Raw genomic sequence first — 19,353 nt, 5'->3', positions numbered from 1 at the left:
CTTCCATGGACAACGCGCCCTTTGCCTCCCCACAGGCCGCTCTTGTTGACAAGCCGATCGCCACGGTGCTGGTGGTGGACGACACGCCGGACAATCTCACCCTCATGGGCAGCCTGCTGCGCGAGCATTTCCTGGTGAAGGTGGCCAACCACGGCGAGAAGGCCCTGAAGATCGCGCAGTCCGACACCCCTCCCGACCTGATCCTGCTCGACATCATGATGCCCGAGATGGATGGTTATGAAGTCTGCCGGCGCCTGAAGGCTGCGGCGGCCACGCGCGACATCCCGGTGATCTTTCTCACGGCGCGTTCCGACACCGACGACGAGCGCGCGGGCCTGGCCCTGGGGGCCGTGGACTACATCACCAAGCCCATCAGTCCGCCCATCCTGCTGGCGCGGGTCAACACCCATCTGGCGCTCAAGGCCACGGCGGATTTCCTGCGCGACAAAAGCTCCTACCTGGAGCGCGAAGTGGCCATGCGCACGCTGGAGGTGCAGGCCATCCAGGACGTGACCATCATGGCCATGACATCGCTGGCAGAGACGCGCGACAACGAAACCGGTAACCACATTCGCCGCACCCAGCTGTATGTGAAGACGCTGGCCGAGCGGCTGCGCCACCACCCGCGTTTCGAGCCCGTGCTCAACGACCGCATGATCGAGCTGCTGTACAAGTCCGCTCCGTTGCACGACATCGGCAAGATCGGCATCCCCGACAGCATCTTGCTGAAACCCGGCAAGCTCACGGTGGAAGAATTCGAGATCATGAAAACCCACACCACCCTGGGCCGCAACGCCATCGACGAAGCCGAGCGGCGCCTGGGCATGCGCGTGGCGTTCTTGAGCGTGTCCAAGGAGATCGCCTACAGCCACCAGGAGAAGTGGGATGGCTCAGGCTACCCGCAGGGTCTGGCGGGCGATGCCATCCCGGTGTCGGCGCGCCTCATGGCCGTGGCCGATGTGTACGACGCACTCATCAGCAAGCGCGTCTACAAGCCCGCGTTTTCACACGACCAGGCCTGCAACACCATCATTCGCGGCAAGGGCACGCACTTTGACCCCGACATGGTGGATGCATTTGTGGACATTGCGGAAGACTTCCGCAGCATTGCCCAGAAATACCCCGACCCTGGATAAAGGACAACCCCCTGAGCGACTTCGTCGCTTCCCCCTTCTCTCGAATTGCTGCGCAATTCGGGAAGGGGGACGCAGCCAGTGCGGCTTGGCGGCCCTTGCACGGCTGCACTGGTGTGCGTCTTGCCCGCTGCGTAGTCCAGTTACGAGACCTCAGCAGTGGTCATCGTGCGCTGTCTTCACTGCTGGCGGCGGTAGTTGAGATCAGAACGGCGCGTCTTCGCTCTTGGGGGCGTCGGCCTGTGGGGCGGCACCTGTGGTGTCGGACTCCGCATCGGCTGCAGCCTCGGCTTCAGCGCTGACGGGTGCGTCTGTCGCAGCCGCCTGGCGCACAGCCGCCTTGTCGCCAGCGCTCGCAAACTTGCTGTACTTGCCCAGAATAGGCACCAGCTGGCCGTAGATGCGGGGGCTGCCGGCCAGGCACTCGCGCTGCTCCAGAAAGTCCGCTTCGCCCGTGAAATTGCCCACCAGGCCACCGGCCTCGGTCACCAGCAGCGAGCCCGCAGCCACGTCCCAGATCGACAGGCCGGTTTCAAAGAAACCATCGGTGAAGCCCGCAGCCACATAGGCCAGGTCCAGCGCGGCGGCGCCGGGGCGGCGCAGGCCGGCGGTGCGCTGCATCACGTCGGCCATCATGTTCAGGTAGCTCTTGAAGTTGTCGCCCGGGCGGAAGGGGAAGCCGGTGGAGATCAGGCAGTCCTTGAGCTGGGTGCGCTTGCTTACACGAATGCGCCGCTCGTTCAGGTAGGCGCCACGGCCCTTGGTGGCGGTGAACAGGTCGTTGCGCGAGGGGTCATAGATGACGGCCTGCTCGACCTTGCCGCGCACAGCCAGCGCGATGCTGATGCAGTACACGGGAAAGCCGTGGATGAAGTTGGTGGTGCCGTCCAGCGGGTCGATGATCCAGACAAATTCCGAATCCTTGGCGCCGTATTCGCTGCCCGACTCTTCGGCCAGGATGCCGTGGCCGGGGTAGGCCGTCAGCAGCGTCTCGATGATGATTTTTTCGGACGCGTGGTCCACTTCGGTCACAAAGTCGTTGATCTGCTTTTGCGAGATCCGCACCGATTCCACGTCAAGGGCCGCGCGGTTGATGATGGCGCCGGCGGCGCGTGCGGCCTTGATGGCCACGTTAAGCATGGGGTGCAGGTTGGACGACATAAATTGTGGTGGTGAGCAGGGCGCCGTGCGTCAACAATGAAGCGAGGCAGCCTGCGAATCAGGAGCGGTGCGATCCGACCCGGCGATGCGGGCGGCGACAATGAGGGCAGGATTTTACCCGCAGAGCCTCTTTTTCGCCTAACCGCTTGCCTTTTCCCTTGTCCTGCACCTGCCCATGAAGACCCGTTTTGTCCTGATCAACACCAGCCACGCCGGCAATGTGGGCGCTGCCGCCCGCGCCATGAAAACCATGGGTTTTGATGACCTGGTGCTGGTGGCCCCGCGCTGGGCCAACGTGCTGCGGCGCGAGGAGACCATCCAGCGCGCCAGTGGCGCGCTCGACGTGCTGGAGAACGCCCGCATCGTTGCAACGCTCGATGAGGCGCTGGACGGCATGAGCCACCTGTGCGCCACGGCGATGACCCCGCGCGACTTCGGGCCGCCCACGGCTGCGCCGCGTGCCCATTTCGAGTTGCTATTAAAAAAAGAGCTGTTAGCGCTTGGTGGAAAAGCGCTAGAGGTCAAAAACACCTCAAATCCAGAAGATCCATCGGCTGCGGCAGCCTGCCAGGCCGGTGTCGCCTTCCTGTTTGGCTCCGAGCGTTTTGGCATGACCAACGAGGATGTGTACCGCTGCCACGTAGCACTGTCGATTCCGACCAACCCCGGCTTTGGCTCGCTCAACCTCGGCGCCGCCATCCAGGTGATTGCCTACGAATGGCGCATGGCGCTGGGCGGGTTCCCGGTGCTGGATGCCACACCACAGCGCGCCCTGGCCGACGCCGCGCAGGTAGCGGGCATGCTGAAGCACTGGGAGCAGGCGCTCACCGGCATCGGCTTTCTGGACCCCGCCGCACCCAAGAAGCTCATGCCCCGCCTTAACCAGCTTTTCAATCGCGCGCAGCTCAGCCCTGAAGAAATCCACATCTTGAGAGGTGTCGCCAAAGCCATGATCGAGGCCACAGAGGCGAAACGCTAGACTGTGCAGCCCATAAACACATAACCAAAAGAAACGAGCCACGATGTTCGCCCGCCTGCGCTCCGATATCCAGTGCATCCTCGACCGCGATCCTGCCGCGCGCAGCACGTGGGAGGTGATCACCTGTTATCCGGGCCTGCACGCGATCTGGCTGCATCGCCCCGCGCACTGGTGCTGGCACCACGGCCTGAAATGGCTCGGTCGCTTTATTTCGCATTTTGCGCGCTGGTTCACGGGCATCGAGATTCACCCCGGCGCGAAGATTGGAGAGCGCGTGTTCTTCGACCATGCGATGGGCGTGGTCGTGGGCGAGACGGCCGAGATCGGCGACGGCTGCACCATCTACCAGGGCGTCACGCTGGGCGGTACCTCGCTGTACAAAGGTGCCAAGCGCCATCCGACGTTGGGCAAGGACGTGGTGGTGAGTGCGGGCGCCAAGGTGCTCGGCGGCTTTGAAGTGGGTGACGGCGCGAAGATCGGCAGCAATGCCGTGGTCATCAAGCCGGTGCCTGCGGGCGCCACGGCGGTGGGCATTCCGGCCCGGATCATCCCGTCCAAAGCTGGCGAAAGCGCGGACGTGACCGAGCCGCAGCAGGCGCGCAAGTTCACGGCCTATGGCATCACGCAGGAGGACGATCCGCTCTCGCAGGCCATGCGCGGGTTGATCGACAACGCCTCGTCGCAGGAGCACCAGATCGCGCTGCTGTGGCAGGCCATCGAGAAGCTGTCCACCAACCCGCAGAACAAGGACTGCGTGCCGTGTGATGCTGCGCTCAAGGAGCAGTTCGAGGCGGGCAAGCTGAACGAACTGGTGGGCAAGTAGCGGCGTGCCTGCGCTGCCCTGTTTTATTTGGTTGCTATGAAAAATATAGCTGCTTGCGCTTATCGATTAAGCGCTAGCGGCTATATTTGCTTCAGATTCTGACGTATCAAGCTGGGCGAGTTGCCCGCACAGCGCTCTTGGGGCGGAACGCTTTGCAGACCTCGTCCCGCGTTTCCAGATACGGCCCGCCAATCAGGTCCACGCAGTAGGGTACGGCCGCAAAGATGCCGGGCACGATTTGCTTGCCATCCGCATCCTTCAAGCCTTCCAGCGTCTCGGCAATCGCCTTGGGCTGGCCGGGCAGGTTGATGATGAGGCTCTGGTCGCGCACCACGGCCACCTGGCGCGAGAGGATGGCGGTGGGCACGAACTTCAGGCTGATCTGGCGCATCTGCTCGCCAAAGCCCGGCATCTCCTTGTGCGCCACGGCCAGCGTGGCCTCGGGCGTCACGTCGCGCAAGGCAGGGCCCGTGCCGCCGGTGGTCAGCACCAGGCAACAGCCTGCGTTGACCAGTTCGATCAGCGCCGCGCTGATGCCTTCCTGCTCGTCGGGGATCAGGCGCGATTCGAAGGTGATGGGGTTGTGCAGTGCGCGCGTGAGCCAGTCCTGCAGCGCGGGCAGGCCCTTGTCTTCATAGACACCGCTGCTGGCGCGGTCGCTGATGGAGACGATGCCGATCTTCACCGGGTCGTGCAGGGCGGAAGGCTCACTCATCGCCGTGGTCCTCATCGGTATCGCTGGCGTCGTCTGCACCCGTGCCGCCCAGGTGCTCGCGCACCAGCTGGAACAGCTCGCGGTAGGCGCGGCCCTTGCGCGGGGCCAGGCCTTGCGAGACCTGGACATTGGCCTCCTTGCCCGCAGGCTGTGCGTCCTTGCGGGCTTGGCGGATCAGGGCGCGCAACTGCTGCGTGTCGGTGGTGGGGTGCTCGGCCATCCAGGGGGCCAGCGCGTCATCGTCGGCAATCAGGCGGTCGCGCCAGTGTTCGGCCAGGTGCAACTGCATCTTTTCGGTGGCCGAGCCCTTGTGCTGCTCTTCCAGCGCCTGGCGGGCGGCCTGCACCAGCTCGGGTTCGAGCTTGCGCATGATCTTGCCCACGTACTGCATCTGGCGGCGCTTGCCTTCAAAGTTGGTGATGCGCTTGGCCTCGGCCAGCGCGTCCACCAGCTTGTCGGGCAGTCCCACCGCCTCGAACAGGTCGGCGCGCAAGCTCAAAAGCTCTTTGCCCAGCTCCTGCAGTTCGTCGCTTTCGCGCTTGAGATCGGTGCGGCTGGCATCGGGCGTGCCTTTGAGTTCGGCCTTGAGCTGAATGTCCATTTCGCTGCCTTCGGCAACGAACTGGCCTCGCACAAAGTAGCCTTTTTTGGGTTTGCGTGACATGGGTGGGGGCAAAAAGAGAAGCGGCGCAGAGCGCGCCACAGCGGCAAGTATCATAGCTGCCGCTATGAATAAACCCTCCACCCGCGCCGCGCGCGCCCAAAGCGCGGCTGCCGCTGCGCCCGCGCCTGCCACCTCCCGCACCCCTGACAACGGCTTCAGCTACAGCCGCGCGTTCTTTGAAGACCTGGTGGACCGCGCCCTGGCCCATGCCAAAAAGCTCGGCGCCACCGACGCAGGCGCCGAGGCGTCCGAGGGCTGCGGCCTGTCGGTCAGCGTGCGCAAGGGCGAGCTGGAGAACGTGGAGCGCAACCGCGATAAATCCCTGGGCGTGACGGTGTACCTTGGCAAACGCCGTGGCAACGCCAGCACGTCCGATTTCTCGAACAAGGCCATCGAGCAAACCGTGCAGGCAGCCTACGACATCGCCCGTTTCACGGCCGAAGATCCCATGGCAGGCCTGCCGGACGCCGATGACATCGCCCCGGCCGACACGCACCGTGACCTGGACCTGTTCCACCCCTGGGCCATCACCAGCGAAGAGGCCGCTGAAATCGCCAAGGCCTGCGAGGCCGCCGCGCTCAAGACGCACCGCCGCATCACCAACAGCGAAGGCGCGGGCGTGTCGGCCCAGCAAAGCCACTTCTTCAGCGCCCACACGCGCGGCTTTCGCGGCGGCTATGCCAGCTCGCGCCACAGCTTTTCGGTCGCACCCATCGCCTCGCTGCCCGGCCGCAACGCCGAGATGCAGCGCGATGCCTGGTACAGCTCCATGCGCGACGCCACCGAACTGGCATCGCCCGAGGCCGTAGGCCGCTACGCCGCGCAGCGCGCGTTGAGCCGCCTGGGCTCGCGCAAGATACCCACCACGCAATGCCCGGTGTTGTTCGAATCCACCCTGGCCGCCGGCCTGTTGGGCGGCTTTGTGCAGGCCGTCAGTGGCGGCTCGCTGTACCGCAAGAGCAGCTTTTTGCTCGATTCGCTCGGCAAGATGGTCTTTCCCAAACACATCGACATTTTGGAAGACCCCTTCATCTTGCGCGGCAAGGGCAGCTCGCCCTTTGACGAAGAAGGCGTGCGCGTGGCGCCGCGCAAGGTGGTCAAAGGAGGGCGCGTCGAGGGCTACTTCCTGTCCAGCTACTCGGCCCGCAAACTGGGCATGAAGACCACGGGCAATGCGGGCGGCTCGCACAACCTGGTGATGACCTCGCGCCTCACGCAAGCCAGCGACAACCTCGACGCCATGCTGCAAAAGCTGGGCACGGGCCTCTTTGTTGTGGAGCTGATGGGCCAGGGCGTGAACTACGTGACCGGCGACTATTCGCGCGGCGCGAGCGGCTTCTGGGTGGAGAACGGCAAGATCGCCTACCCGGTGCACGAGATCACCATCGCGGGCAACCTCAAAGATATGCTCAAGGGCATTGAGGCCGTGGGTGCGGATGCCTACAACTACGGCGCCAAGACCGTGGGCTCCATCCTGGTCAACCGCATGAAGGTGGCGGGGAGCTAACGCCTGGTCCGTAGCGCAGCCGCCGCAAAGGGCCGCGCTGATGCAAAAAAGGCCCTCGCGACGAGCGAGGGCCTTTTTGTTTTTTGAGCAGCTGTTGCGCTACGTGTTGCCTGCCCGCGCACCCGCCAGCAAGGCCTGCACTGCTGCTTGCAGCACAGGGGTCGCCTCCTCGCCGCTGAGCAGGCCTGAACTCACGAAAGCCCCATTGATGAGCACAGCCAGCTGGGCCGCCAGGGCCTCGGGCCGGGGCACGCCCAGCCGCTCTGCAATGCCGTGCAGGCGGCTGCGCAGCGTCACCATGTGCTGCCGGGCCACCAAGCGGGCAGGGTGGTCCTGCTCGGCAAATTCGGCCGCCACGTTGATCTGCGGGCAGCCCCGGTAGTTGGAGCGGCCCAGCCGCTCGCCGATCCACTGCATGTGGGCCTGCAGCTCGGCGGCCGGGTCGTCGGCATGCTGCGCTGCCACCGCATCCCACAGGCCCCAGAAGTCCACGTCTTCACGCTCCAGAAACGCCACGATGAGGTCGTCCTTGGTGGGGAAGTAGCGGTACAGGCTGGTCTTGGCCACGGCCGCTTCGGCCACCACCAGGTCCACCCCCACGGCGCGCACACCGCGTTGGTAGAACAGGCTCGACGCCGTGTCGAGGATGCGCTCGCGCACGTCCTGCACGGGCTCGCTGGAGGCCGTCGCAGCGCGCCGTGACGAAGGCTTGGGGTGGGCGCCTGGCGCGGTTGCCGGGAGGGGATGGGAAAAAGAATGTGCGGCCATGCTTGACATGATACAGACCTGTCTGTAATCTTCAAAAAACAGACAGGTCTGTATCGTCAATTTTCCCCTCCACTTCTTTCCCGAAAGGTTCTCCATGACATCCTCTGTTCCTTCCATCGCGGTGTACGGTGCCAGCGGCCATACCGGTCAGTTTGTGGTGCAGGAGGCCTTGCGCCGTGGCCTGCGCGTGGTGGCCGTGGGGCGCAATGCCGCCCGGCTGGCTGCGCTGTTTCCATCAGGCGTGGAGTGCCGCGTGGCGGCGCTGGACGACCCGGCGGCGCTGGTGCAGGCCTTTGCCGGTTGTGGCGTGGTCATCCATTGCGCGGGGCCATTCATGGACACGGCCACCCCGGTGGCGCAGGCCGCGCTGCAGGCGGGCGCCCACTACATCGATGTGACCGCCGAGCAGCCCAGCGCCCAGGGCACCTTTGCCGATTTGCAGGCACCTGCAGTGGCCGCCGGGCGCGTTGTGGTGCCCGCTGCCGGTTTCTACGGTGGCTTGGCCGACCTGCTGGCCAGCGCGCTCGCCGCGCCCGGCCCCATCGACGAGATCACCGTGGCCATGGGGCTGGACCGCTGGTGGCCCACCGAAGGCACGCGCCTGACGGGCGAGCGCAACAAGGCGCCGCGCCAGGTGGTGCAGGGTGGGCGCCTGGTGCCGCTGGTCCCCGCTGCCGACGTGCCCGACTGGACCTTTGCTGCACCCCTGGCGACCTATGCCATGGTCGAGCTGCCGTTCAGCGAGACAATCACCCTGGCGCACCACCTGCAGGCCGACACCATTCGCTCGCTCATCAACCGCTCGGCCCTGGCCGACATCCGCGATGCCAGCACCCCGCCGCCCACGGCGGTGGATGGCAGCGGCCGGTCGGCCCAGCGCTTCGAACTGGTGGTGCGGCAGGTGCAAAACGGCGTGGTGCGGACGGCCGGTGTGCGCGGCCAGGACATCTATGCCGTGACGGCGCCCCTGGTGCTGGAGGCCGCGCAGCGCCTGATGGCCCCGGCGTACCAGCGCAGCGGCGCGCTGGCCTTGGGCGAGGCGGTGGACCCTGCCGATACGCTGCGGGCGCTGAACGGCCAGGCGCTCGAAGTCTTTGGCGATGTGCAGGTAGCCTGAATGGCGACCCCGAGTGCGGGTGCCAGCCGCGATCCATGCCCGGGAAAGTCGGGCGGGTCGCCAGAACCCAAGGCGATATGCTTCGTGCATGCCCTCTGAGCGCCCGCACCCATTGCCCTCCAGCGAGCCCGCCGCGCCGTCGAAACAGACGTCGGGTGCGGCTATTGCGCCGCAGGACCCGGCCCTGCTGCGCCGCCTGCTGCGCGCCAAGGACCGCATGGACGCCGCGTCGCACGAGGCCTGGCCAGTGCAGCGGCTGGCCGAGGTCAGCGGCGTGTCGGAGGCGCATTTCGCCCGCTCGTTCCGGCAAGCCTTTGGCATCCCGCCCCACCGCTACCTGCTGACCCGCCGCATCGAGCAGGCCACCACGCTGCTGCGCGACACGAACCTGCCCGTCACCGAGATTGCTTTTGCCACCGGCTGGGAGAGCCTGGGCACCTTCGGGCGCATCTTTCGCGACATCACGGGGATGAGCCCCAGTGCGGTACGGCTGGAGGCCCAGGCCAGTGCCACGCTCCTGGATCAGGTGCCCGCCTGTGTGTTGAAAGCCGCACAGCGTCCCGACCTCACCACAGCAGTTTTGGAGAAGCGCCGCCGCCTGGCGGAAGGTACAAATCGGTCCTAGAGCCTGTTCAAGGTCTTTTTGGAGTCGCACAAGTACCTTGCCGGGATGGGATGCAAGGCGCGGTGGGCAGCCAATAGCGCGGCTATTGGCAAGCGCCGCAACGCCGCAGACAGCCCGGCAAGGCACTTGCCCGAAGGGTTGGAGTGAAATCGGGCGATTGGAAGCCCCGGCTGCTTGCATGGGCACGAGCCCATGCGGCGCATCCGAAGCATCCACTCCTCCCGATTGCACTCCAATGCGATCTCCAAAAAGACCTTGAACAGGCTCTTAGCAACCAAGGAGATCTGATGACGAAGAACCAAGGCGTTGGTGTGGTGGGGGTGTATGTGGACGACCAGGACGAAGCGCTGGCGTTCTATGTGGGCAAGCTGGGGTTTCGTGTGCACACCGACGTGCGCAACGGCCCCTACCGCTGGCTGACGGTGCAGCACCCCGATCAGCCAGACTTTCAGCTGGGGCTGTTCACACCCGGCCCGCCCATCCACGATGCCGCCACAGCGCAGACGTTGCGCGCCATGGTGGCCAAGGGCGCCATGCCGCCGCTGGTGTTGCATGTGGCAGATTGCCGCGCTGCGTATGCCCGGCTGCGCGACCAGGGTGTGGAGTTCACGCAGGAGCCCGTGGACCGGTACGGCAATGTGGATGCGGGTTTTCGGGACCCTGCGGGCAATGGCTGGAAGATGATCCAGCTCGTGGCCGGAGGTGCGCAATGAGCGCCGGTGTGGGCATTCGGCGGTTTCACCGCTGGGTGTCGATGGCGTTCACGCCAGGGCGTGCCACCCTTCAATTCCCCCACGCGCTGGCCGCGCAATGCGGATGGATGCGCGAAGGGGGGGCGCAGCCCATAGTCATCTATGGGCAAGCCACGCGACAAAGCAGACGCCGCATTGCGCGGCCAGCCCGGAGGGAAAGCCAGCCAGGCCGCGCATTGCGTCGTTGCCCTTCGCTTGTGTAGCCAAGCTACACGGCACTCAGGGCGCCTAGCACTGCACGGCCTGGCTGGCTTTCGCGTGAGGGAATTGAAGGGTGACACGCCCTAGCCGTCATTGGCAATTTTGTGGTCCGTGCGCAGGGTGCAGGCAACCCGCCGGATTGGGTGACGTATGCACCCCTGCCGCCGCTGGCGCTGCTGCTGTTGACGGGGCTGTACCTGTTTGTGCAGCCCTATTTGCGGCGGTCTGCGGTGCGGCGTGCCCCAGGCGCTCCGGTTTGACCACCCGTGTGATGGCGGGCGGCAAGCCCAGCTGTTACTCCCCAAAGTCCGCAAATTCGACCAGCAGTTGCAGCACGCCCTCCACCGCAGGTGAGGGCGGTGGCTGGTGGCGGTGCGCCACAGCCATGGGGCGCATGAGCGGCGGCTGCAGAGGGCGGATCTGCACATCGGGCGTGCCCTGCAGGTCCTCCACCTCCTCCATCGGCAGCAGCGCGGCGCACTGGCTGGCCACCGCCATGCTCTTGAGCGCGCCGGGGTAGCTCAGCGCCAGAAAGGGGCGCGGGTGGTGGCCCGCCTGGCCAAACCAGTTCGCAATCAGCCCGTGCATTTGTGTGGCGGGTGCAAACGATGCCCAGCGGCGGCTGGCCAGCCAGTCGGGGGTTGCGAACGCGGGCGCCTCCCACGCTGCAGGCAGAAGGGCCACCATGGGGTCGTTGCGCCAGGGGGTCTGGCCCACCTCGGCCAACGGTGGTTGGGGGCTGGCGATGATGCCAATGTCCAGCGTGCCTGCCTTGAGCCGCTGCATGGACTCGGCCGATCCCACGGCCTCCAGCCGGATCTCCACCCCGGGGCAGCGCACCGCCAGCGCCTCCAGCATGCGCGGCAGCAGGCGCGTGCTCACGCCCGCCGACACGCCCACACGCACGATGCCCTCGCGCCCCGAGGCGCGGCGGCGCACGCGCTCCATCAGATCGTCGCAGGCAAGCAGCAGCTGGCGCCCCTCCTGCACCAGCACCTCGCCTGCGGGCGTCAGCTCGGCCTGCCGCCGACCCCGCACCACCAGGTCGGCCTGCAGGCGCGATTCCAGTTCCTTGATGTGCAGGCTGATGGTGGGCGGCGCCAGGTGCAGCGCCTGCGCGGCCGCCGCAAAGTTGCCGAGGTCGGCGATGGCGATCAGCGTCTGCAGGTGGTCCAGGTTGAAGTTACGCATCAGTTTTTATGAATTGAAGCTTCATTGAATTCAACTTTACAGATGGTACGCCAAGCCCGAGCATCCGGGCCATGTTGCATCCCACCCGTCTGGACCCCGAAAGCACCACCCGCCAATCCCAGGCCTGCCAGCCGCCGGGGGTTGTGCCACAGCACTTGGGCCATGGGGGCCACTGGCCCCGGCGGGTGCGGCGCCTGGGTGGGCGGTGGCTGCGGGCGCTGGGTGCCGCCCTGGCGCGGGCGGAAAAGCGCATCAGCGAGAACTTCAGGGTGCCGCCCCATGGGGGGTGACGAGGGTGGGCCTCCTCACTGCCTGTACTGCTTGCACTGGTGAGGCGGAGGGGATCGGCCTACACTGCACCACCGGTCAGGCGGCCCGGACCGGGGCCTGGTGTGCGCCAGGGGGCTGCAAGGCCCGGGGCCGGATTGAGCGAAAGGACCTGGTATGTTGTCCGATGCTTCTGTAACCACCATGCTGCCTGTGATGGACATGGACCGCGCCCGTGCTTTCTATGAGGGCTGCCTGGGCCTGAAACCCGGCGGCTTCCGGCCCGATGGCAAGTTTGTCTATGCCGTGGGGGGCAGCACGCTGGCGCTGTTCCCCAAGCCGGAAGGCACCAAGGCCGACCACACGGCCATCAGTTTCCAGGTGGCCGACATAGCGGCCACCATCGAGGCGCTGAAACGCGCGAAGGTGGTCTTCGAGGACTACGACTTCCCGGGCCTCAAGACCGTCAATCACGTGTGTGTGCTGGGCGCCGAGAAGGCCGCGTGGTTCAAAGACACCGAGGGCAACTACCTCTGCCTGCACGAGAACATTGCTACCTAGTCCGTTTTTTCAAGCAAAAAAGGCCGTTGCCGCGCGGTGGGTGTGCCTTTTAAGCTATTGAAATAGAAGCATTAGGGTGATGGCCATGGCTCAGTGCCCAGCCACCCGCGCGGCAATCGCCTCGCCCACCTGCGTGGTGCTGGCCGTGCCCCCCAGGTCCGGCGTGCGCGGGCCGCTCTTGATGACTTCTTCGATGGCCGTGACGATGGCGTCATGTGCCGCCCGTCCTGCACCCACGCCCTGCGTGAGGAAGTCCAGCATCAGCGCCCCCGACCAGATCATCGCAATCGGGTTGGCAATGTTCTTGCCGTAGATGTCCGGTGCCGAGCCGTGCACGGGCTCGAACAGGCTGGGGAAGTTGCGCTCGGGGTTCAGGTTGGCCGAAGGCGCCAGGCCGATGGTGCCGGTGGTGGCCGGGCCCAAGTCACTGAGGATGTCGCCAAACAGGTTGGTGGCGGCCACCACGTCAAAACGGCCGGGCTGCAGCACAAAGCGGGCGGTGAGGATGTCGATGTGCTGCTTGTCCAGCGTGACCTCGGGGTAGCCCTTGGCGACGTCGTCGGCGCGTTGGTCCCACCAGGGCATGCTGATGGCAATGCCGTTGCTTTTGGTGGCCAGGGTGACGTGCTTTTTGGCGCGGCTTTGGGCTAGGTCGAAGGCGAACTTCAAGAGGCGGTTCGCACCGTGGCGCGAGTAGACCGATTCCTGGATCACGATCTCGCGGTCGGTGCCTTCGTACATGATGCCGCCGAGCGAGGTGTATTCACCCTCGGTGTTCTCGCGCACCACGTAGTAGTCGATGTCGCCGGGCTTGCGGCCGGCCAGGGGGCAGGGCACGCCCTCGAACAGGCGCACGGGGCGCAGGTTGATGTACTGGTCGAACTCGCGGCGGAACTTGAGCAGCGATCCCCACAGCGACACATGGTCGGGCACGGTGGCGGGCCAGCCCACGGCGCCGAAGAAGATGGCGTCCATGCCCGACAGTTGCGCCTTCCAGTCGTCGGGCATCATTTTTCCGTGGGCGGCGTAGTAGTCGCAGCTGGCCCATTCGAATTCGTGCAACTGCAGTTCAAAGCCAAAGCGGGCGGCGGCGGCCTGGATGGCGCGCACTCCTTCGGGCATGACTTCTTTGCCGATGCCGTCTCCGGGCAGGACGGCGATGCGGTAGGTCTTGGTGGTGGGTGCGTTCATGGTGCTGGGTATGGTGGGGGCAGGGTAGAGGGAAGCCGCAGGTGAGTGCGGATGGTGTGTGCACTGCATTATTCCGAGCGCCATCAAAAACTACAATCTGCCAACTGTGGCTCCATTCTTCACAAATCGTGCATAAAAACCCCGCTGCCGACGATTTGCGCGTTTTCACGGCGGTGGTGCGCCAGTCCAGCTTTGGCGCGGCTGCTGCCGAGCTCGGCACTTCGCCCGCCTACGTGAGCAAGCGCATCCGCCTGCTGGAGCAGGACCTGCAGGTCAAGCTGCTACATCGCACCACCCGCCGGGTGGCGGTGACGGAGGAGGGCGAGCGCGTTTTCCACTGGGCGCTGCGCATCCTGGACGACATGGAGCAACTCATGCAGGAGGTGGCCATCACGCGCAGCGAGCCACGCGGGCTGCTGCGGGTGAGCAGCAGCTTTGGCTTCGGCCGCCAGATCGTGGCGCCCGCGCTGTCGCGGCTGGTGGAGCAGCACCCGGGGCTGCAGGTGCGGCTGGAGGTGTTCGACCGGCTGGTGGACGTGGCGGGCGAAGGGTTTGACCTGGACGTGCGCGTGGGCGATGAAATTGCCCCGCACCTCATTGCCCGCCGCCTGACCGACAACCACCGCGTGTTGTGCGCAGCGCCCGCCTACCTGCAGCGCAAGGGCTCGCCGCGCACGGTGGCCGACCTGGCCGCGCACGATTGCCTGGTGATCAAGGAGCGCGACCATCCGTTTGGCGTGTGGCGCCTGCGCAGCAGCGCGCAGGAAGAGTCGGTCAAGGTGCGTGGCCCGCTGTCGGCCAACAACGGCGAGATGGCCGTGCAGTGGGCGGTAGACGGGCGTGGCGTGGTGCTGCGCTCGTTGTGGGATGTGGGCGCGCACCTGCAGACTGGGCGCCTGGTGCAGGTGCTGCCGCAGTGGCAGCAAGAGGCCAATGTGTGGGCCGTGTTCCCGACGCGGCTGGAGCGGTCGGCCAAGGTGCGGGTGTGTGTGGAGTTTCTGCAGGCGCATTTCCGCGCCGGGTGGATGGCGCGGGATGCCGATACTGGGGGAAATACCCCGGTTTGAATCAAAAATAGCCGCTACCGCCCGTCTGGCAAGCGGTAGCAGCTATCAAAAAGATACTGACTGGGTGGTGGTAAGGGGGCGATCAGCCCGCCAGCGCCGCCTTCACCGCAGCCGACACCTGGCCCATGTCGGCCTTGCCCGCCAGGCGGGTCTTGACCACGCCCATCACCTTGCCCATGTCGCCAGGGCCTGATGCGCCGATTTCGGCCACGATGGCCTTCACAGCGGCCAGCGTTTCTTCGGCCGACATGCGCTCGGGCAGGTAGGCTTGCAGCACGGCCATCTCGGCCTTTTCCTTGTCGGCCAGGTCCTGGCGGCCAGCGCCTTCAAACGCAGTGATGGAATCCTTGCGCTGCTTGATGAGCTTGTCCACGATGGCGACCACGGCGGCGTCGTCCAGCACGATGCGCTCGTCCACTTCCTTTTGCTTCATCGCAGCCTGCAGCAGGCGGATGGTGCCCAGGCGCTCGCTGTCCTTGGCGCGCATGGCGGTTTTCATGTCTTCGGTGATCTGGTCCTTGAGGCTCATGGCGGCTTCCTTTTTTGGGTTTCAAACAGGGACAAGGGTTTGCCAAAAGGCTTTCTGGCTAGGCGTCAACGCCGCAGACAGTAGTCTCGCTACGGCAAGGCGTTGCAACGACGCCAGAAAGCCTTTTGGCAAACCTGAAAAACAAAAACCCGCGCTTGGCGTCCCTAGCGCGGGTTCTGGGACCCAAGCAAAAAGCTCGGGGCCGAAGATGGATCAGTACATCTTCTTGGGCAGTTGCATGCTGCGAACGCGCTTGTAGTGGCGCTTCACGGCGGCTGCCTTCTTGCGCTTGCGCTCGGCGGTGGGCTTTTCGTAGAACTCACGGGCGCGCAGGTCGGTCAGCAGGCCGAGCTTTTCAATGGTGCGCTTGAAGCGGCGCAGTGCAACGTCAAAGGGTTCGTTTTCTTTTACGCGGATCGTAGTCATTAGCTAATGGTTTTCCAAATGGTGCCTGCAGAGGGGCTTGGGGAGATCGGGCCTCAAGTCCGTACAAAGCGGTTTCCCCGTCTGTAACTAGTATTTGGCCGACGGGGCATTGCCAGCAAAGCCGGAGATTATAGCCTTTGTGGCGCGGATGAGAAGTACCCCCTGTGCAGCTCTCTGCGTCCCGTCCCTCGCTGCGGGGCGCCGCCACTGATGGCCTGGCTGGGCAAGGGCCATGTGGCACTGCTGAGGGCCGCGCCCGAATAAGGACTGAGGTCGTTCTCACCGGAGACATTGCCTTCGTCCATCCTCGGGCCGCGCAATGGCGTGGAAATTGCTTCATGTTGTAACAATCACTTACCACCGTCGGTGGGTTGCCCAGGTCACCCGCCCGGGCGGGCCTGCCGCTACAGACACCATGGCATTCATGCACCGCGTTTCGGGCTGGCTGGGCCGCCTCAGTGTGGGGCGCAAGCTCATGCTCATCTACCTGCTGGACCTGTCGGCGGTGATCTATGTGTCCAGCATTCTGATCCACGAAAAGTACGTGGCCATCGATTTCACACGCAAGGAGATCGTGGGCACCACGTATGCGGCGGTGCTGCGCGACGGGCTCATGGGGCAGTTTCTGGATGCATCCCAGCAGCCGCCGCTGGCGGGCGATGTGATTGCACGGCTGACGGGTGTGCGCAAGGCGTATGACGAGCAGTTGCGCACACAGGAAGTGGGCGAACGCTTCAGCATGGTGCTCGGGCAACTGGCCGCCAGGCCGCCGTCTGCAACGGATGCGCAGGTGCTGACCGGGATGCGCAGCCAGCTGCTGCGCGAGGGCCGCGAGCTGCTGACCACGGTAGGCAACCAGTCCAACCTGATTCTGGACCCGGATCTCGACAGCTACTACGGCATGTCGCTGGTGGTGCTGCGGTTTCCAGAACTGCTGCAGGCGGTGCACGACACGGTGGTGTTCTTGAACGCGGCGCAGACCGGGCGCGGTCCGCAGTGGTCCTTTGAGCTGCTCACGCTGGTGGGGCGGCTGGATGCTGTGATGCAGGGCATTGAGGCGGACTACAACCAGGCATTCATCGCAGGCTCGCCCGAAATGCGGGCCGCCTTGCAGGGTCCGCGCGAGGCGCTCCACCAATCCCTGGAGGGCTTCCAGGCGTTGTTGCAGGGTGTGGCGGCGGGGGAGTCGCGCCTGACCATGGCGCAGGTGGGCACGCAGCAGATGCAGGTGCTGGGCGCGCTGCGCGATGCCTGGACCGTGGGCATCGTGGACCTGGAGCGGCTGCTCAACCGCCGTGTGGATGGGCTCTTCGCTCGCATGTGGCTGCATTTGGGCACCGCGCTGGTGCTGCTGGGCTGCATCCTCTCCCTCGTGACGCTGGTGGCGCGGCAGATCGCCAAGCCGCTGCAGCAACTGGCGCGGGTGGCCGACGAGGTGCGCAAAAGCGGCGACCACACACTGCGCGCGCACTGGGTCAGCCGTGACGAGATCGGGCGTCTCGTCACGGCTTTCAATGAAATGCTGTCCCAGCTTGACCGCGACCGCGTGCTACAGCAGGAGCTGGCCGCCAGCGCGCGCGCGGCCGAGGCCCAGCGCGAGCTGGTGGAGGCCTTCCCCATCCCCATGGTGGTCACCTCGGTGCCCGAGCACGAGGTGCTGCACTCCAACGCCCCGGCTGCCCACTGGCTGGGTGACCGCAAGACCGACCCGTGGGCCGTGGGGCTGGAGCCCGGCGTGCGGGCGCGCTTCTTCCAGCGCCTGGCGGACCAGGGCTCGGTCGATGAGTTCGAGGTGCGCTGGAAGGGCACCGCCGAGCCTTCCTGGGCCGTGCTGTCGGCGCGGCGCCTGCAGTTCCAGGGGCGCGATTCGGTGCTCACCGCGTTCACACCCATCAATGTGCTCAAAGTGATGGAGCAGCGGCTGGAGCTGTGGGCCAAGGTGTTCGAGGCCTCGTCCGAGGGCATCATCATCATGAACGCCGATCAGCAGATCATCAGCGTGAACAAGGCGTTCTGCCGCAGCACGCACTACGACTTTTACGAGGTCATCGGCGAGGACCTGGGCTTTCTGCTGGAAGAGTCGGGTGCCGAGCCGCTGTCGGCGCAGATCCACCGCACCATGCTCGACAAGGAGTCGTGGCAGGGCGAGGTGCGGTTTCGCCGCCGCTCGGGCGAGACCTATCCGGCCTGGCTCATGGTGTCGGCCGTGCGCGAGACCAAGGGTGGTACGTTGGCCAACCACATCGGCATCGCCATCGACATCACCGACCGCAAGCGCAGCGAAGAGCGCATTCAGTTCCTGGCGCACCACGACGTGCTCACCGAGTTGCCCAACCGTTCCCTGTGCGTGCAGCGTCTGCAAATGGCGCTGGCGCAGGCGCCGATCACGGGCGAGAAGGTGGCCGTGCTGTTCATCGACCTGGACCGCTTCAAGGCCATCAATGACACGCTGGGTCACCACATCGGCGACGGCCTGCTGCGCTCGGTGGCCGGGCGCCTCACGCAGGCCGTGCGCAGCCGCGACACGGTCAGCCGCCTGGGCGGCGACGAGTTCGTGGTGGTGATGCGCGACGTGGCCGGGCGCGAGGATGTGCAGCAGCTGGTGGAGCGGCGCCTGATTCCGCTCATCCGCCAGAGCCACCCGGTGGAAGGGCACGAGTTGAACGTGTCGTGCAGTGTGGGCATCGCCGTCTACCCCGAGGACGGCAGCGACATCGACGAGCTCATGCGCCGTGCCGACGCCGCCATGTACGAGGCCAAGACCACGGGCCGCGACATGGCGCTGTTCTATTCGGCCGAGACCGACCAGCGCGCGCTGGCCCGCCAGACGATGGAGCAGCAACTGCGCCGCGCGCTGGAGCGCCAGGAACTGAGCCTGCACTACCAGCCGCGCCTGTCCGCCAAGGGCGGCGGCCTGCTGGGCGTGGAGGCCCTGCTGCGGTGGAACAACGCCACCCTGGGCCACATCCCGCCCAGCGAATTCATCCCCATTGCCGAGGAGACCGGCATGATCCGCGCGATCGGCGGCTGGGTGCTGCAGCAGGCATGCGAGCAATGGGTGCGATGGCAGGTGCCGCTGTCGGGCCCATCCGCGCGCGGGCTGGTCCATCCGCTGGCGCATGTCTCCATCTCGGTCAACCTCTCGGCCGCGCAGCTGGCTGACCCGCTGCTGGTCAGCGACATCGAGGCACTGCTGGCGCGCACCGGCATGCCGGCCCACCGGCTGGAGCTGGAGATCACCGAGTCACAGCTCATGGACAACGCCCACGCGGCCGAGCAGCAACTGGCCGCGCTCAAATCGCTGGGCGTGCAGCTGTCCATCGACGACTTTGGCACCGGGTATTCCAGCCTGGCCTACCTCAAGCGCTTCGACATCGACCGGCTCAAGGTGGACAAGTCCTTCGTGCACGACATGCTGAGCAACCCCGCCGACATGGCGATCACGCGCGCCATCATCGCGCTGGGCCACACGCTGGGCCTCAAGATTGTGGCCGAGGGGGTGGAAGACCTGGCCACGGCCCAGGTGCTGAGCGCGCTGGACTGCGAAGAGCTGCAGGGCTACCACTTCAGCCGCCCGCTGCCTGCCGACCAGTTAGAGGCCTGGGCCCGACAGCATCGCGGATTGTTGACGCGAGAGGTTGCGGCAGCGTAGCGAGAGCGGGGGGAAGGCCCGCAG

At 65.7% G+C, this 19,353-nt stretch carries 19 protein-coding genes; 11 read left to right on the top strand and 8 right to left on the bottom strand.

Annotated elements, in window-relative coordinates:
* The first annotated feature begins 5 nt into the window (after positions 1-5).
* Positions 6-1,136, top strand: coding sequence for a response regulator (locus ACQ4MJ_RS13720; protein WP_055400172.1), 1,131 nt, complete (start codon positions 6-8; stop codon positions 1,134-1,136).
* A gap of 201 nt (positions 1,137-1,337) precedes the next feature.
* Here ACQ4MJ_RS13720 and ACQ4MJ_RS13715 read toward each other — a convergent pair whose 3' ends face one another.
* A complete protein-coding gene (locus ACQ4MJ_RS13715; protein WP_431152324.1) occupies positions 1,338-2,294 on the bottom strand; it encodes an inositol monophosphatase family protein in 957 nt (318 codons plus the stop codon).
* 175 nt (positions 2,295-2,469) lie between these two features.
* Here ACQ4MJ_RS13715 and ACQ4MJ_RS13710 point away from each other — a divergent pair, with 175 nt between their 5' ends.
* Together ACQ4MJ_RS13710 and cysE are read left to right on the top strand one after the other, a co-directional pair.
* Positions 2,470-3,273 (top strand): RNA methyltransferase, encoded by an 804-nt coding sequence (locus ACQ4MJ_RS13710; RefSeq protein ID WP_431152325.1) that lies wholly within the window; start codon positions 2,470-2,472, stop codon positions 3,271-3,273.
* 43 nt (positions 3,274-3,316) lie between these two features.
* On the top strand, positions 3,317-4,096 hold the full coding sequence (gene cysE, locus ACQ4MJ_RS13705) for a serine O-acetyltransferase (RefSeq protein ID WP_055400178.1): 780 nt from the start codon (positions 3,317-3,319) through the stop codon (positions 4,094-4,096).
* A 106-nt stretch (positions 4,097-4,202) separates the two neighbouring features.
* Here cysE and mog read toward each other — a convergent pair whose 3' ends face one another.
* Together mog and yjgA are read right to left on the bottom strand one after the other, a co-directional pair.
* Positions 4,203-4,811 (bottom strand): molybdopterin adenylyltransferase, encoded by a 609-nt coding sequence (gene mog, locus ACQ4MJ_RS13700; RefSeq protein WP_228900210.1) that lies wholly within the window; start codon positions 4,809-4,811, stop codon positions 4,203-4,205.
* Positions 4,804-5,475: a ribosome biogenesis factor YjgA gene (gene yjgA / locus ACQ4MJ_RS13695; RefSeq protein WP_121507132.1), complete on the bottom strand. Its 672-nt coding sequence runs from the start codon at positions 5,473-5,475 to the stop codon at positions 4,804-4,806. The genes mog and yjgA overlap by 8 nt, the downstream gene beginning before the upstream one ends.
* A 64-nt stretch (positions 5,476-5,539) precedes the next feature.
* On the opposite strand from yjgA, the gene pmbA reads away from it, so the two are divergent.
* Positions 5,540-6,982, top strand: a complete 1,443-nt coding sequence (gene pmbA, locus ACQ4MJ_RS13690; RefSeq protein WP_121507131.1) for a metalloprotease PmbA — start codon at positions 5,540-5,542, stop codon at positions 6,980-6,982.
* A 99-nt stretch (positions 6,983-7,081) separates the two neighbouring features.
* Here the strand turns inward: pmbA and ACQ4MJ_RS13685 are convergent, their stop codons facing one another.
* Complete coding sequence (locus ACQ4MJ_RS13685; RefSeq protein ID WP_218299164.1) at positions 7,082-7,750, bottom strand: TetR/AcrR family transcriptional regulator; 669 nt, start codon at positions 7,748-7,750, stop codon at positions 7,082-7,084.
* A 94-nt stretch (positions 7,751-7,844) separates the two neighbouring features.
* Here ACQ4MJ_RS13685 and ACQ4MJ_RS13680 point away from each other — a divergent pair, with 94 nt between their 5' ends.
* The 3 genes from ACQ4MJ_RS13680 (at position 7,845) to ACQ4MJ_RS13670 (ending at position 10,205) form a co-directional block, all read left to right on the top strand.
* A complete protein-coding gene (locus ACQ4MJ_RS13680) occupies positions 7,845-8,867 on the top strand; it encodes a saccharopine dehydrogenase NADP-binding domain-containing protein (protein ID WP_431152326.1) in 1,023 nt (340 codons plus the stop codon).
* A gap of 88 nt (positions 8,868-8,955) precedes the next feature.
* Positions 8,956-9,492, top strand: coding sequence for a helix-turn-helix domain-containing protein (locus ACQ4MJ_RS13675; protein WP_431152327.1), 537 nt, complete (start codon positions 8,956-8,958; stop codon positions 9,490-9,492).
* 287 nt (positions 9,493-9,779) lie between these two features.
* The gene (locus ACQ4MJ_RS13670) at positions 9,780-10,205 is read left to right on the top strand and encodes a VOC family protein (RefSeq protein WP_431152328.1); all 426 of its coding nucleotides are present in this window, start codon (positions 9,780-9,782) and stop codon (positions 10,203-10,205) included.
* A 534-nt stretch (positions 10,206-10,739) separates the two neighbouring features.
* On the opposite strand, the gene ACQ4MJ_RS13665 is transcribed toward ACQ4MJ_RS13670, so the two are convergent.
* Positions 10,740-11,636 (bottom strand): LysR family transcriptional regulator, encoded by an 897-nt coding sequence (locus ACQ4MJ_RS13665; protein WP_431152329.1) that lies wholly within the window; start codon positions 11,634-11,636, stop codon positions 10,740-10,742.
* A 71-nt stretch (positions 11,637-11,707) separates the two neighbouring features.
* Here ACQ4MJ_RS13665 and ACQ4MJ_RS13660 point away from each other — a divergent pair, with 71 nt between their 5' ends.
* Positions 11,708-11,926 (top strand): hypothetical protein, encoded by a 219-nt coding sequence (locus tag ACQ4MJ_RS13660; protein WP_431152330.1) that lies wholly within the window; start codon positions 11,708-11,710, stop codon positions 11,924-11,926.
* A gap of 154 nt (positions 11,927-12,080) precedes the next feature.
* The gene (locus tag ACQ4MJ_RS13655; protein WP_431152331.1) at positions 12,081-12,464 is read left to right on the top strand and encodes a VOC family protein; all 384 of its coding nucleotides are present in this window, start codon (positions 12,081-12,083) and stop codon (positions 12,462-12,464) included.
* 90 nt (positions 12,465-12,554) lie between these two features.
* On the opposite strand, the gene ACQ4MJ_RS13650 is transcribed toward ACQ4MJ_RS13655, so the two are convergent.
* Positions 12,555-13,655, bottom strand: a complete 1,101-nt coding sequence (locus tag ACQ4MJ_RS13650) for a tartrate dehydrogenase (RefSeq protein ID WP_431152332.1) — start codon at positions 13,653-13,655, stop codon at positions 12,555-12,557.
* A 128-nt stretch (positions 13,656-13,783) separates the two neighbouring features.
* On the opposite strand from ACQ4MJ_RS13650, the gene ACQ4MJ_RS13645 reads away from it, so the two are divergent.
* Positions 13,784-14,722 (top strand): LysR substrate-binding domain-containing protein, encoded by a 939-nt coding sequence (locus ACQ4MJ_RS13645; protein ID WP_431152333.1) that lies wholly within the window; start codon positions 13,784-13,786, stop codon positions 14,720-14,722.
* 82 nt (positions 14,723-14,804) lie between these two features.
* Here ACQ4MJ_RS13645 and ACQ4MJ_RS13640 read toward each other — a convergent pair whose 3' ends face one another.
* Positions 14,805-15,251 (bottom strand): GatB/YqeY domain-containing protein, encoded by a 447-nt coding sequence (locus ACQ4MJ_RS13640; protein WP_055400197.1) that lies wholly within the window; start codon positions 15,249-15,251, stop codon positions 14,805-14,807.
* 213 nt (positions 15,252-15,464) lie between these two features.
* Positions 15,465-15,677 carry a 30S ribosomal protein S21 gene (gene rpsU / locus ACQ4MJ_RS13635; RefSeq protein WP_005799779.1) on the bottom strand — a complete coding sequence of 71 codons (213 nt, stop codon included), beginning with the start codon at positions 15,675-15,677 and terminating at the stop codon, positions 15,465-15,467.
* 415 nt (positions 15,678-16,092) lie between these two features.
* On the opposite strand from rpsU, the gene ACQ4MJ_RS13630 reads away from it, so the two are divergent.
* Complete coding sequence (locus tag ACQ4MJ_RS13630; protein ID WP_431152334.1) at positions 16,093-19,329, top strand: EAL domain-containing protein; 3,237 nt, start codon at positions 16,093-16,095, stop codon at positions 19,327-19,329.
* Positions 19,330-19,353: the final 24 nt, after the last annotated feature.

This window comes from Acidovorax facilis (genome assembly GCF_050626955.1).
GTDB lineage: Bacteria > Pseudomonadota > Gammaproteobacteria > Burkholderiales > Burkholderiaceae_C > Acidovorax > Acidovorax facilis.
Note: the sequence above shows the minus strand (reverse complement) of the source record. Positions and strands in the feature narration are given on the sequence as shown.